The organism is Eubacterium multiforme, assembly GCF_030813415.1.
In the GTDB taxonomy this organism is placed as follows: domain Bacteria; phylum Bacillota; class Clostridia; order Clostridiales; family Clostridiaceae; genus Clostridium; species Clostridium multiforme.
On record NZ_JAUSUF010000004.1, the window covers coordinates 163569 to 176446 of the forward strand.

At 27.5% G+C, this 12878-nt stretch carries 13 protein-coding genes; 12 read left to right on the forward strand and 1 reads right to left on the reverse strand.

Annotated features, from left to right (window positions below; genetic code table 11):
- The first annotated feature begins 163 nt into the window (after nucleotides 1–163).
- Nucleotides 164–2701: a calcium-translocating P-type ATPase, SERCA-type gene (locus tag J2S18_RS08135; RefSeq protein ID WP_370873784.1), complete on the forward strand. Its 2538-nt coding sequence runs from the start codon at nucleotides 164–166 to the stop codon at nucleotides 2699–2701.
- A 79-nt stretch (nucleotides 2702–2780) separates the two neighbouring features.
- Nucleotides 2781–3071: a Dabb family protein gene (locus J2S18_RS08140; RefSeq protein ID WP_307485533.1), complete on the forward strand. Its 291-nt coding sequence runs from the start codon at nucleotides 2781–2783 to the stop codon at nucleotides 3069–3071.
- Nucleotides 3072–3106: 35 nt separating this feature from the next.
- Here the strand turns inward: J2S18_RS08140 and J2S18_RS08145 are convergent, their stop codons facing one another.
- Nucleotides 3107–3526, reverse strand: a complete 420-nt coding sequence (locus J2S18_RS08145) for a hypothetical protein (protein ID WP_307485535.1) — start codon at nucleotides 3524–3526, stop codon at nucleotides 3107–3109.
- 301 nt (nucleotides 3527–3827) lie between these two features.
- Here J2S18_RS08145 and J2S18_RS08150 point away from each other — a divergent pair, with 301 nt between their 5' ends.
- The 10 genes from J2S18_RS08150 (at nucleotide 3828) to spoVAE (ending at nucleotide 12846) form a co-directional block, all read left to right on the forward strand.
- Entirely contained in the window at nucleotides 3828–4799 is a 972-nt protein-coding gene (locus J2S18_RS08150) for a DUF4003 family protein (protein ID WP_307485536.1), read from the forward strand.
- A gap of 10 nt (nucleotides 4800–4809) precedes the next feature.
- Nucleotides 4810–5859 (forward strand): DNA polymerase IV, encoded by a 1050-nt coding sequence (locus J2S18_RS08155; RefSeq protein ID WP_307485538.1) that lies wholly within the window; start codon nucleotides 4810–4812, stop codon nucleotides 5857–5859.
- Between the two features lie 92 nt (nucleotides 5860–5951).
- Entirely contained in the window at nucleotides 5952–6626 is a 675-nt protein-coding gene (gene deoC / locus J2S18_RS08160) for a deoxyribose-phosphate aldolase (protein ID WP_307485540.1), read from the forward strand.
- Nucleotides 6627–6819: 193 nt separating this feature from the next.
- A complete protein-coding gene (locus tag J2S18_RS08165) occupies nucleotides 6820–9108 on the forward strand; it encodes an AAA family ATPase (protein WP_307485543.1) in 2289 nt (762 codons plus the stop codon).
- 190 nt (nucleotides 9109–9298) lie between these two features.
- Nucleotides 9299–9634 (forward strand): anti-sigma F factor antagonist, encoded by a 336-nt coding sequence (gene spoIIAA, locus J2S18_RS08170; RefSeq protein ID WP_307485545.1) that lies wholly within the window; start codon nucleotides 9299–9301, stop codon nucleotides 9632–9634.
- Between the two features lie 15 nt (nucleotides 9635–9649).
- Nucleotides 9650–10084 carry an anti-sigma F factor gene (spoIIAB, locus tag J2S18_RS08175; protein ID WP_307485547.1) on the forward strand — a complete coding sequence of 145 codons (435 nt, stop codon included), beginning with the start codon at nucleotides 9650–9652 and terminating at the stop codon, nucleotides 10082–10084.
- 9 nt (nucleotides 10085–10093) lie between these two features.
- Nucleotides 10094–10849, forward strand: a complete 756-nt coding sequence (gene sigF / locus J2S18_RS08180; RefSeq protein WP_307485549.1) for an RNA polymerase sporulation sigma factor SigF — start codon at nucleotides 10094–10096, stop codon at nucleotides 10847–10849.
- A gap of 116 nt (nucleotides 10850–10965) precedes the next feature.
- On the forward strand, nucleotides 10966–11436 hold the full coding sequence (spoVAC, locus tag J2S18_RS08185) for a stage V sporulation protein AC (RefSeq protein WP_307485551.1): 471 nt from the start codon (nucleotides 10966–10968) through the stop codon (nucleotides 11434–11436).
- Between the two features lie 19 nt (nucleotides 11437–11455).
- The gene (gene spoVAD / locus J2S18_RS08190; protein WP_370873782.1) at nucleotides 11456–12472 is read left to right on the forward strand and encodes a stage V sporulation protein AD; all 1017 of its coding nucleotides are present in this window, start codon (nucleotides 11456–11458) and stop codon (nucleotides 12470–12472) included.
- A 20-nt stretch (nucleotides 12473–12492) separates the two neighbouring features.
- The gene (gene spoVAE / locus J2S18_RS08195) at nucleotides 12493–12846 is read left to right on the forward strand and encodes a stage V sporulation protein AE (protein ID WP_307485553.1); all 354 of its coding nucleotides are present in this window, start codon (nucleotides 12493–12495) and stop codon (nucleotides 12844–12846) included.
- Nucleotides 12847–12878 lie beyond the last annotated feature (32 nt).

The window sequence follows — 12878 nt, forward strand, 5'->3', positions numbered from 1 at the left end:
ATTACCTCCTTATATATATAAAATCATAGTATAATTGTAAGTCCTAAATAAAAAAATGTAAAGTTAACTTTAAACAAAACTTTTCATAAGTTAACAACTTTTAAATATATATATATAAGAACGTTTAAAAAGGAGGGATTGTTAAGTGATAAAAGAACAAAGTATGCTTCCAGGTCTTACAACTAAAGAAGCAGAAAAAAGGATGAAAAGTTTTGGATTAAATGAACTTGAACATAAAGGTAAATCATCTCCAATTAAAATTTTTCTATCTCAATTTAATGACTTTATGGTTTGGGTGTTAATAGGTGCAACTATAATATCAGGAATTATGGGTGATACAGCTGATGCAATAACCATACTTATTATAGTTATAGTAAATGCATTTTTAGGATTTTTTCAAGAATTTAAAACAGAAAAATCATTAGAAGCTTTAAAAGATATGGCAGCACCAACTTGTAAAGTTTATAGAGATGGAAGAATTAAAGTTATAAATTCTAAATATTTAACAATTGGAGATATTGTTATATTAGAATCTGGAGATAGAATACCAGCTGATGGGGAATTTTTAGAAGCCTCTGGAATTGTTGTTGATGAATCTCTTTTAACAGGTGAGTCAGTTGGAGTAAACAAAGATTGTAATAAAGGTAATAACTTAGGATTTATGGGGACAAATATTTTAAAGGGTAAAGGACTTTTTAAAGTAATAGAAATTGGAATGAAAACAGAAATGGGTAAGATTGCAAATCTTCTTCAAAATATTGAAGATGAAAAGTCTCCTTTAAAGGAAAAATTAGATTCTCTTGGAAAGATATTAGTAGTGCTTTGTATAATAATATGTATTATAGTAACAGCTTTTGGAATCATTAGAGGCAATGAAATTGGAGAAATGTTTATGCTTGGAGTTTCCTTAGCAGTTGCTGCTATTCCAGAAGGTTTAGCTGCAATAGTAACAGTGGCACTAGCCCTTGGAGTTTCTAAAATGTTAAAGAGAAATGCTTTAGTTAGAAAACTTCCAGCTGTTGAAACTTTAGGATGCACTTCTGTAATTTGCTCTGATAAAACAGGAACATTAACACAAAACAAAATGACAGTTAAAGAAATATATTTAAATGGGAAAATAATTGAAATACAAAAGGAAGATATAAATAAAATAAAAGGAATAGAAAAGCTAAAAAGTGCTTTAGTTCATTGTAATGATTGTCAAATAGATAAGAAGGTAAAAAAATTAGATAAAGCCTTATATGGGGATCCAACTGAAACTGCATTAGTTAGAATGTTTTTTAATAATGTAAATGATGCAAAGGAATTTAGTAATAAAGTAGAGAGAATATTTGATATACCTTTTGATTCTACAAGAAAGATGATGTCAGTAATAGTTAAAGAAAATGGAAATGAAGTATGTTATATAAAGGGAGCACCAGAAAAAATATTAGAAAAAAGTAATTATATATATGAAGATGGAGCTTTAAAGCCTTTAACATTTCAAAAGAAAAAACTAATAGGTAATGCCTTAGAAGCTATGTCTTCTAGAGCCTTAAGATGTATTGGTGCAGCCTATAAAGTTGAGAACTTAGTTAAAAGTGAAAACTTAGAAAATGATTTAATATTTATAGGATTTGCAGGAAGCATAGACCCTCCAAGGAAGGAAGCTAGAGATGCTGTACTTAAATGTAAACTTGCTGGAATTAAACCTGTAATGATTACAGGAGATCATAAAAATACTGCACTTTCTATAGCTAAATCTTTAAACATATGTAAAAGTGAAGATCAAGTTTTAACTGGAAAAGAAATAGAAGATATGACAGATAAAGAACTTTATAAAAAAGTAGATAATATTAGAGTATTTGCAAGGGTTTCACCTAACCATAAATTAAGAATTGTAAAAGCTTTTAAAGCAAAGGATAATATTGTTGCAATGACAGGAGATGGAGTAAATGATGCACCTGCAATTAAAGAAGCTGATATTGGGATATCAATGGGGCTTTCAGGAACAGATGTAACAAAGGAAGCATCAGCTATGATTCTTATGGATGATAACTTTAGCACAATTGTAGCAGCAGTAGAAGAGGGAAGGGTAATTTATGATAATATTAGAAAGTTTATAAGATATCTTTTATCCTGTAATTTAGGAGAAGTGCTAACAATGTTTTTAGCAACATTATTTACAATGCCAAATCCGCTTATTCCAATACAAATTTTATTTGTAAATTTAGTAACTGATGGACTTCCAGCAATAGCCCTTGGAGTTGATCCTCCAGATAGTGACATTATGAGACAGCAACCGAGAGAAAAAAAGGAAGGAATATTTGCAAGGGGACTTACTGAAAAGATATTAATAAGAGGTTCTTTAATAGGTATATGTACTCTTCTTGCCTTTATGTCAGGTAGATATTATGGAATGGATCTTAAAACTTGTAGAACAATAGCTCTTGCAACTCTTATAATGTCTCAATTATTTCATGTTTTTGAATGCAGATCAGAAAGACATTCAATATTTGAAATAAAGTTATTTACTAATCCTTATTTAGTTATGGCTGTAGGATTGTCTATAGCTATGCTTATTTCAATATTATACATTCCATTTTTAAGTGGAATATTTCATACAGTTCCATTAATGCTTAAACATTGGGCATTAGTTCTTTTCTTCTCAGGAGTAATAGCTTTTATAAATAGTGTTTATTTATTTATAAAGTCAAAATAAAAATATTTATTTTAAGTACACTCCACAGACTATATAAATTTATGATAATATATAGTAAAAAATAAAAGAGGTGATACTTATGATTAAACATATAGTTATGTGGAATTTAAAAGAGGAAAACAAATTAGAAAATGCAAAGAAATTAAAGGCATCATTAGAAGGTTTAAAAGAAGAAATAAATGAAATAAAAGAAATAGAAGTTGGGATAAATATAAATAATAGTGATGCAAGTATGGATGTAATATTGTATTCAGTATTTAATACTTTAGAAGATTTAGATATTTATCAAAATCATCCAAAACATTTAAAGGTTAAAGAATTTGTTAAAAATATTTCTACAGATAGAAAAGTTGTTGATTTTGAAGCATAAATAATAAAAGCTACGTTTTTAAAACGTAGCTTTTATTACATTTGTCTTTGTCTCATTCTTGAAGCTGTTTGTCTAGCTTTTTTTATTTGAGAGTGATCTATTGGAACTAAATCTTTCTTTGTAGTTAAGTTAAGAATATTTTGGATTTGGATTACTTCTGAATCCTTCTTTCCTTTAATACCTTTAAGACCCATTATCATAACTTTATGACCTTTATTTAATTGTATAAAGTCAGGAGTTTTAAACCATCTATTTTTCTTATATCTACATTTAATAGCACCTCTACCAGCATCTGGTTTAAGTATTATGTCAACTATTAATTTATGAAAAATTATATAATTCTTTTCTTCAGTTTTAACTGAAATAACAGTACCTGCAGCACTTGTTATTCTATCACCATATTTTTCAAAGTAAGAGTCTCTAAAATATTTATCAAATTTATCTCTAAAGCCCATAAACAAATCTCCTTTTTCTTATATATAAGTCCGTTTTTACGGATAAATCCATTATAACAAATAATATTATAACATAAATAAAAAATTAGTAAAATATGAAATTGCCAGAACATAAGTATTATTAAGTTATAGAGAGCTATTTTAATATAAATTTTTATAATGTTATAATATTTTGTTAGTCATAAGACTGACATAAATTAATAGTATAATTAAAATATGAAGATTTTTGTAATTAATATTTAAATGTTTAAATAAAAAAATGAGTTATAATATAATTAGAAAATTTTAAGGGGGAAAACGAATGAATAGCCTATTGTATGGAATTACTAGCAATGTAATAGAAAATTATAAACTAGTAAAAAATAACTTAAGGTTTGATGGGGAATACATAAATCATTTTGCTTCATTAGTATTTGCAGAAGATGATGAGCATATTAATATAGAAAAAATTAAAGATATTAGAAAGTATATAAAATTAAACACTAATAAAATGTCAGGTTTTAGAGGAGATATTTTATATATGGTATCTATTCTAATTAGCAAAGAAAAGGATTATACTGATTTTTCAGATAGATTAATTGAAATAAATGAAATATTAAAGGACAATGGTTTTAAAGATGGAGCCTTTTTAGTACTTTCATCTTATGCTTTAACTAAGCATGTAAAAAAAGGTGAAATGGATAATATATTAAATGATATGAAAATAATATATAAATCATTAAAATTTGAATATAATGAATTTACAGATGAAGAGGATTACTTAATTTGTACCCTTCTTGCTATAAAAAATAGTAAATCAAAAAAAGAAATAAGAGATATTAATAAGTTTATAAAGAGTATGTTTAATTATCTTTCAGATTTAGATCATTATTCTAAAAATGATTTACAAGGGGTAGCTAGTACACTTCTTTTAAATAATAGTGCATCAGCACCTTATGAGATAAAGGAACTTATTACAAACTTTGATAAAAATGATATGAAAATTGGAGATGAGGTTCTTCCTTTAATTGGTGGAGTTGCTAGGGAAGAAAATATATTTGAATATATAAAAAAGGTTAAAGAAGTAGAAAGATTCCTTTGTGAAGAAGAGGGTGAGTATACTTTTTATATGGATAAAACCTTTAGAACTTTAATTGCTATAGTTATAGTAGAAATTTATGAAAGGGATAATAGCTCTTTCTCAAATGAGTACTTAGAAGAACTTTTATGTTTTGCTATATATTCCTTTATTGTTAGCAAAAAACAAGGACTTTTTGAGGAGGTATTAGCTTAAAATAAATTTAATGGAAAAAATAATTTTACATGTTGATATGGATGCTTTTTTTGCATCTGTAGAACAAATGGATAATAAAAATTTAAAAGGAAAACCTGTTGTAGTAGGTGGAGTAAGTGAAAGAGGTGTAGTATCAACTTGTTCTTATGAAGCTAGAAAATATGGTATACACTCAGCAATGCCTGTATTTATTGCAAGGCAAAAATGTCCTAATGCCATATTTGTTAAAGTAAGACATTTTCGTTATAGAGAAATATCTAATAGGATATTTGAAATATTTAAAGAAGTAACACCTTTAGTAGAACCTTTATCTATTGATGAAGCTTATTTAGATTTATCAGAGGGAAATATAAAGGATGGGAAAAAGGCAGCCTATTACATAAAGAAAAGGGTTTTTAAAGAGTTTGGTTTAACCTTATCAATTGGGATATCTTATAATAAATTTTTGGCAAAGCTTGCATCAGATTGGAATAAGCCAAATGGAATAATGATAATAAATAAAGACATGATTCCAGAAATATTATTTCCTCTATCTATATCAAAAATATATGGACTTGGAGATAAATCTGTAAAGAAGTTAAATAATATGGGCTTTTTTACTGTAGAGGATATTTATCCACTATCTAAAGAATTTTTTTATGAATATTTAGGGAAGCAAGGACTTGAAGTTTATGAAAGAATAAGAGGAATAGATAAAAGGGAAGTTACTATTTTAAGAGATAGGAAATCTATAGGTAAAGAGAGAACTCTTAAAAGGGATACAAGGGATAAGGATGAGCTTTTAGATTATTTAGAGGATTTTTCAAAGAGTATAGCTAGTCTTTTAAAGGATAAAGAAAAAACTGCAAGGACAGTAACATTAAAATATAAAACAAGTTCCTTTGAAAACCATACTAGAAGTAGAACTTTAAATGATTATATAAGAGAATGGGAAGATATATTTAAAATTGCAAAGGAAATTTTAATGGAAGAAAACTTTAATGAAGATATAAGACTTATAGGGCTAAGTGTATCTTCTTTTAAAGAAAAAATAAAAGAAGAACAGATATCATTATTTTAGATTGTTTTTTACAAAAAATAATAATGTTTGACAATAAATAAGAAATAGTTCTATAATCACCTTACAGAGTTTTATGTAAAGGAGTGCAAAAAATGAATAAAAATGAATTAGCAAGAATGATTGATCACACTATTTTAAAGCCAGAGGCAACAGGTGAAAGCGTTAAAAAATTATGTGAGGAAGCATTACAATATAAATTTGCATCAGTATGTATAAATCCTACAAGAGTTAAGGAAGCTTATGAAATATTAAAGGGTAGTGAAGTTAAAGTTTGTACTGTTATAGGATTCCCTTTAGGAGCTACAACTACAAATACAAAGGTGTTTGAAACTAAGGATGCAATAGAAAATGGTGCAACTGAAGTTGATATGGTTATAAATGTTGGAAGACTTAAAGATAAAGATTATGATTTTGTAAAAGAAGATATAAAGTCAGTTGTAGAAGCTGCAAAAGGAAAAGCATTAACAAAGGTTATTATAGAAACTTGTTTATTAACAGATGATGAAAAGGTAATAGCATGTAAATTAGCTAAGGAAGCTGGAGCAGATTTTGTTAAAACTTCAACTGGTTTCTCAACAGGTGGAGCAACAAAGGAAGATATAAAACTTATGAGAGAAACTGTTGGTCCAGACCTTGGAGTTAAAGCATCAGGTGGAATTAGATCATTAAAAGATGCTGAAGATATGATAGAAAATGGCGCTACAAGAATTGGAGCATCAGCATCAATTGCAATATGCGAAGGTAAAACATCAAATAGCAATTATTAATTTTAAATTTAAAAAAATTCCTAAGGATTTAAATATCTTTAGGAATTTTTTTGTATTTAAAATAAAATTATTTATATTAAATTTAAAAATCCATATCTAAAATAGAATAAATAGAATATTAATATAATATATAACCATAAAACTAGGAGGAATTAACTAAATTTATTTTAAATAAATTTAGAAAGTGCATTATATGAAAAAAGAATTAACTCTAAAAGAAATAATTTATAATGTGGAGTATAAAGATTGTAAAGAGGAAGTGTCCTTAAAAGATATTCCAGAAATAACAACTCCTTATAAGGAAATAAAAAGAGCTCTTAATATAAAAAGAGCTGGCTATAACTTATATATAATAGATTCATTTTCAAAGGATAAAATAGAGGGGTTAGTTAACTTCATAAATGATGAGTACAAGTCATTAAGCCCTCCTTTAGATATATGTTTTGTTACCCTTAAAGATAATAAAAGTCCTTTTCCTATATTTGTTTCTAATGGAAATGGTAATAAATTAAAAAAGAAAATTAAAGAATTAAAGGAAGATTACACAGAAACATTTCTAGAATTTTTTAATACATCATCAGAAGAAGAAAAAGATACCATTATAGATAATATACACCTTAAGAGAAATAAATATATAGGAGAGCTTATTGATGCCTCTAAAATTGATGGATTTGATGTTAAAACTACTTCAGGAGGCTTTGCATTTATTCCTTTAAATAATGGAGAAGTAATGACTGAAAAAGAATATGATAATTTAAATATGGAAGATAGAGAGGTTATACTTCAAAAGGCAACTAAGCTTAAGCAAAAGGCAGAAGTTATATTAGATAAGCTTAAGGAGTTAGAAATTAATTCTATTGGAAGATTAAAAAGTATATTTAAAGAATATATTGATAAAAAAATGGAAGATGTAAGGGATGACTTACTTTTAGAATTTATAAATGATGATGATGTTTATAACTATTTGCAAAATTTATATGAAAGCTTAGAGGAGGATTTAATTACAAGTTATAGCATTGATTTAGAAGATGAGGAAGGGAAAATAGAAGAAATTTTAGAAAAATATAATGTAGAAGTATTAATTGATAATTCTAATAATAAACATCCAAAGGTTATTTATGAGGATGATCCAAATCCAACAAAGCTTTTAGGAAATATTGAATATGAAAGTCAAAATGGAAATTATATTACTGACCTTTCTTATATAACTCCAGGATCACTTTTAAAAGCTAATGAAGGTTGTTTAATTATAAGATTAAGTAGGTTAATACAAAATAGTAATAGTTACTATTATTTAAAGAAGGCATTAATATCAGGAGAATTAACCTTTGAGGGAAATAGAAACTATTTAGAGTTATTATCAATAAATGGATTAAAACCTAAGGCTATACCTATAAATGTTAAAGTTATAATAGTTGGAGATTATGAAAGCTATAGTATTCTTTATAATAATGATGAAGAATTTAAAAAATTATTTCCTTTAAAATGTGAATTTAAAGATGAAATTAGAAATCCCACAAATATAGCAAATGAATTAAAAAAATTTATTATAGATAGAGTTAAGAAAAATAACTTATTAAGTCTAGAGGAAGAAGGAGTAAAATCAATAATAAGGTTTTTAGTTAGAGAAACTTCAAATAGAGGAAGAATTAGTATTGATGAGGGTAAAATAGACCATATATTAGTTAGAGCAGATAATATTGCAAAGGAAAACAAGGAAGATATAATAACTAAAAAATGTATTGAAAATATAATATATGAAAAAGATAGCATATTAGATGATTATATGAGTATGTATAAGGAAAATAAAATATTTATAAAGACTAAAGGAAAAAATGTTGGAAATGTAAATGGTCTTGCAGTTTTAGATACTGGTATATATAGATTTGGTAAACCTCTTAGAATAACTTGTTTAGCTTTAAAAGGGGAAGGAAATGTTGTAGATATTCACAAGGAATCAAAGTTAAGTGGAAAAATTCATGAAAAGTCTATTAAAACTTTAACTGGATTATTATATAGAAATATATCACCTTATGAAAAACTTCCAATAAATCTTCATTTAAGTTTTGAACAAAGTTATGGAATGATTGAAGGAGATAGCGCCTCAGTTGCAGAAATGATTGCCATGTTATCTGCAATAAGCAAAAAAGGTGTTAACCAAAATATTGCAGTGACAGGATCCTTAAATCAATTTGGAGAGGTTCAACCAATTGGAGGAGTAAATGAAAAAATTGAAGGCTTTTTTGCTGTCTGCAAGGAACTTGGAGATGTTAAAGATAGAGGAGTATTAATACCATCTTCTAATAAGGATGAACTAATACTAACTCCAGAGGTTGAAGAAGCAATATTAAATGGGGAGTTTCACATATATGAAATGGAAACTTTAGAGGATGCTATTGAAACTTTAATTTTAGAGGATAATGAAACTTTAGAGAATTTTTATAATTTAATAGATGAAGAATTAAAAAAATATAATAAATAAGTGTATAAGCTATTACATATAAAATAAAATTATATGTGATAGCTTAAATTTTTATTTTAACAAAAAAATCCATAAAATATGAAGAATGAATTGACTTGTATTACAAATATATGTTAAAATATGGAAGAAATAAAGGGAAAATATATATTGGGAGGTGAATTACTCTAAAGTACTCTTTAGGGTAGCTTATATGTATCTTAAATTTAAAAAAAATGATAAAAGCTTAATTATTCATCTAATAGGGGAATTAGATCATCATAGTGCAGAAGAAGTTAGAGTTAAAATTGATGATAGAATAGAAAGGGATAACATAAGAAAAGTTATATTAGATTTTAGTGGAGTAACTTTTATGGATAGTTCTGGAATTGGAGTTGTAGTTGGAAGGTATAAAAAGGTTTTGTCCCTTGGCGGAAATATATGTGTGGCAAATGTTAATAATAGTGTAAATAGAGTTTTTGAATTATCAGGATTATTTAAAATTATAAAAAAATTTAATACTGTAGATGAGGCAGTAAGGTACGTTTAATGGAGGGGTTTTGTCATGTATGATAATAAAATAAGTATTGAATTCTTAAGCAAATCTCAAAATGAGGCCTTTGCAAGAGTTGCAATTGCAGCCTTTGTTTCCCAATTAGATCCAACGATTGAAGAGTTAACAGATGTAAAGACTGCAGTTTCAGAGGGAGTAACAAATTCTATTATTCATGGTTATGAAAATAGAGAAGATGGAAGAGTTAAAATAGATGCGTTAATAGAAAAAAATGAAGTAGAGATAATAATATCAGACTTTGGAAGAGGAATAGATGATATAGAAAAGGCAAAAGAACCATTATATACATCAAGACCAGACCTTGAAAGGTCAGGTATGGGTTTTACTGTTATGGAAAGCTTTATGGATTCTTTAGAAGTTTATAGTGAAAAGGGAAAAGGGACAAAGGTGGTTATGAAGAAAAAATTTAATACTGAAGTATGTTAGGGGAATAGTATGAATATTGAGAATTATAAAAGAGAGGAATTTAATTATGATAATAATTCAGAGCTTTTACCTTTAGCTAAAAATGGTGATGAAAAAGCTTTAAATAGACTAATAGAAATGAATCTTCCTTTAGTATCTTCAATTAGTAAAAAGTTTTTAAATAGGGGTTATGATTACGAAGATATTTACCAGATAGGATCAATTGGTCTTGTTAAGGCTATTAAAAATTTTGATGATTCATTTAATGTTAAATTTTCAACCTATGCAGTACCTATGATAATTGGAGAAATAAAAAGATTTTTAAGAGATGACGGAATGATAAAGGTAAGTCGTAATGTAAAAAGCTTAGCTAAAAAAATTCATTATTGCAAAGAAGAACTTACAAAAAAACTTAATAGAGAGCCTACAATTGATGAATTGGCAGAGTATTCAAATATAGATAAAGAAGAAATAATTATTGCAATAGAGGCATCATCTAGTATGCAATATTTATATGATACTATTCATCAAGATGATGGAGCTCCAGTATTACTTATAGATAAAATTAGTCAAAAGGGCGAAGATGACAGCTTAATGATTGATAGAATAGCTTTAAAAGAAGCTATTGGAACATTAGATGTTAAATCAAGGCAGATTATAATGCTTAGATATTTTAAAGATAAAACTCAAGTTCAAGTTGCAAAAATGCTTGGGATAAGTCAAGTTCAGGTTTCTAGAATAGAAAAGAAAGTTTTAATCAAAATGAAAGAAAAATTAAAGGAATAAAAATAAGGAAAGAATTTAATTCTTTCCTTATTTTTATTTAATTTACTATATTTTCTAGTGTTATATTTTAAATTTTAGAAATACTAAGTATATGAACATAGAAAGGGGTAATTGTTTTGAAAAAGAATAAAACAAAAAAGAAAGAAGAATTTGTAAAGCAAAGATTTCAAACTCTTACTGAAGAAAGTGAACCAAAACCTCAGCTTACTAGAAATTGTATAAGGGCATTTGTAGTAGGTGGGCTTATTTGTGTTTTAGGACAAATAATAACGAATATTTTTATGAAATTTGGATTTACAAAGGATGAAGTTTCAAGTATAACTGCTGTAATAATGGTTCTTATAGGAGCCCTTCTTACAGGTATAGGAATATATGATAAAATTGCTAATTACGGAGGAGCTGGAACTGTTGTACCAATAACAGGCTTTGCAAATGCTGTTGTTGCACCTGCTATAGAATTTAAAAAAGAAGGATTTGTTTTTGGAGTTGCTGCAAAAATGTTTACAATAGCAGGACCGGTTTTAGTATATGGAATTGGTAGTTCTGTTATTATAGGAATAATTTATTATATAAAAGATCTTTTTTAAATGAATGGGAGGTGTAATAATGAGTGAAATTAAAAAGGTTGGAGGACAAACAATTAAATTAAAAAATCCACCAACAATTATATCTACATTTTCTTTAGTTGGTCCAAAGGAAGGGGAAGGACCATTAAAAGAATATTTTGATGATGTATTAAGTGATGAAAGCTGTGGAAAGGAAAGCTATGAAAAAGCAGAAACAGAAATGATGTATACGGCAATTAGTGAAGCTATAAAAAGAGCTAACTTAAAGGAAACAGATATAGATTATATGTTTGCAGGAGATTTGTTAAATCAAATAATATCATCTGGTTTTGCAGCAAGAAAACTTAATATACCTTTCTTTGGACTTTATGGAGCATGTTCTACAATGTCAGAATCTTTAGGTCTTGCAGCATTAATTTTAGATGGAGGCTTTGCAAACAATGTTGTAGCTTCTACATCATCACATTTTTGTGCAGCAGAGAGACAGTTTAGATTTCCATTAGAATATGGATCTCAAAGGTGTAAAACTGCTCAATGGACAGTTACAGGAGCTGGAGCTATGATTCTTGGAAAGAAAGGAAATTTCCCTAAAGTTACATATGTTACAACAGGAGTTGTAAAGGATTATGGAATTAAAGATGCAAATAACATGGGAGCTGCAATGGCACCAGCTGCTGTAGATACTATATATAAGCATTTTAAAGATACAGGAAAGACACCAAAGGATTACGATATAATAACTACTGGAGATTTAGGTAAGGTAGGTAAAAAGATATTAGATGATTTAATATTAGAATATGGTTATGACATAAGGGAAAATCATGTAGATTGTGGAGAAATGATATTTAATAATGAACTTCAAGGAACAGAAGCTGGAGGAAGTGGATGTGGATGTTCTGCTGTAGTTACATGTGGATACATATATAAAAAGATGATGAGAGGAGAAATTAAGAGTGCGTTGATTGTTTCTACTGGTGCACTTATGAGTACAACATCATCACTTCAAGGAGAAAGCATTCCAGGTATAGCACATGCAGTAGCTATAGAAATGAATTAATAAAGAAAGGAGGATATTTTATGGAGTATGTAAAAGCATTTATAGTTGGAGGATTAATATGTGTTATAGCTCAAATACTAATGGATAAAACTAAACTTACTCCTGCTAGAATATTAGTTCTTTTTGTTACCTTAGGGGCAGTTCTTGGAGCATTTGGGTTATATGATAAACTTATTGATTTTTCAGGGGCAGGAGCTACAATACCATTACCTAGCTTTGGAAATTCTCTTGCAAAGGCTGCAATAAAAGAAGTTAATCAAATTGGACTTCTCGGAGCATTTACTGGAGGAATAAAAGGAACGGCAGCTGGAATAACAGCTTCAATATTTTTTGGATATATTATGGCTATTATTTTTAATCCAAAAAGTAAGTAAAGGAATAAAAAATATAAACTTGTCAATAATTA

Bases quoted from the DNA above. Each gene is read 5' to 3' on its own strand.
- sigF (WP_307485549.1), top strand. From the start codon at position 10,094: ATGAATATTGAGAATTATAAAAGAGAGGAATTTAATTATGATAATAAT.
- J2S18_RS08135 (WP_370873784.1), top strand. From the start codon at position 164: ATGCTTCCAGGTCTTACAACTAAAGAAGCAGAAAAAAGGATGAAAAGT.
- spoVAE (WP_307485553.1), top strand. From the start codon at position 12,493: ATGGAGTATGTAAAAGCATTTATAGTTGGAGGATTAATATGTGTTATA.
- J2S18_RS08140 (WP_307485533.1), top strand. From the start codon at position 2,781: ATGATTAAACATATAGTTATGTGGAATTTAAAAGAGGAAAACAAATTA.
- J2S18_RS08165 (WP_307485543.1), top strand. From the start codon at position 6,820: ATGAAAAAAGAATTAACTCTAAAAGAAATAATTTATAATGTGGAGTAT.
- spoIIAA (WP_307485545.1), top strand. From the start codon at position 9,299: ATGTATCTTAAATTTAAAAAAAATGATAAAAGCTTAATTATTCATCTA.
- J2S18_RS08145 (WP_307485535.1), bottom strand. From the start codon at position 3,526: ATGGGCTTTAGAGATAAATTTGATAAATATTTTAGAGACTCTTACTTT.
- spoIIAB (WP_307485547.1), top strand. From the start codon at position 9,650: ATGTATGATAATAAAATAAGTATTGAATTCTTAAGCAAATCTCAAAAT.
- spoVAD (WP_370873782.1), top strand. From the start codon at position 11,456: ATGAGTGAAATTAAAAAGGTTGGAGGACAAACAATTAAATTAAAAAAT.
- J2S18_RS08155 (WP_307485538.1), top strand. From the start codon at position 4,810: ATGGAAAAAATAATTTTACATGTTGATATGGATGCTTTTTTTGCATCT.
- deoC (WP_307485540.1), top strand. From the start codon at position 5,952: ATGAATAAAAATGAATTAGCAAGAATGATTGATCACACTATTTTAAAG.
- J2S18_RS08150 (WP_307485536.1), top strand. From the start codon at position 3,828: ATGAATAGCCTATTGTATGGAATTACTAGCAATGTAATAGAAAATTAT.